General features: G+C 48.2%; 2 protein-coding genes. Both read left to right on the forward strand.

Annotated elements, in window-relative coordinates:
* Positions 1-341 (forward strand): DUF5347 domain-containing protein (locus tag AC07RN_RS20940; protein ID WP_478337210.1); only part of this gene is annotated, 341 nt, incomplete at its 5' end.
* Positions 342-408: 67 nt separating this feature from the next.
* Positions 409-604, forward strand: a 196-nt coding sequence (locus AC07RN_RS20945; protein WP_478337211.1) for a DUF2732 family protein, incomplete at its 3' end; no start/stop codon positions are given.

Consider the following 604-nt stretch of genomic DNA (forward strand, 5'->3'; position numbering starts at 1 on the left):
TGGCTATTGAAGGTCCTGCAGCGACTGTTCCACTGAGTACCGGTCAGCGCCTGAATGGGCTGAACCATATTGCGGAGCTGAGAGCAAAAGTTTTTGGTCTGAATATTGAGCACGAGCTGGAACGGTTTATTAATGAGATGCGCGATTCACGCGACATTAATCATAAACAGAACGAGAGGGCACTGGCCGCCATATTCTTCATGGCAAAAATTCCGGCAGAACGTCACAGCGTCAATATTAATGAGCTGACCACTGACGAAACGCGGGAGCTGATTAAAGCAATGAATCATTTTCGTGCAGTGGTGAGCTTATTTCCCAAACGGCTAACCATGCCGAATTAATCCCAAACAGAAATTAATGGCGTAAACCCGCCGGGCATTCTTTTGCCCAAATTCAGGAGAAATGATTATGCGAAATAGTGAAACACGTATCACCAAAACCGGACCGGATGATGCCGATTTATTCCAGCTGTTTAACGAGACTCGCCTGGATGAGCGTAAAAGCTGCGCCTTTGCCGTTTCCATACGCATGGAGGCACTGGCGATCCACATTCTGAAAGAGGGAATGAACGGAGTGGAGGCGGCAGAATTGCTGCGTCGTGAAG

Source organism: Lelliottia sp. GFLA7, from assembly GCF_056490165.1.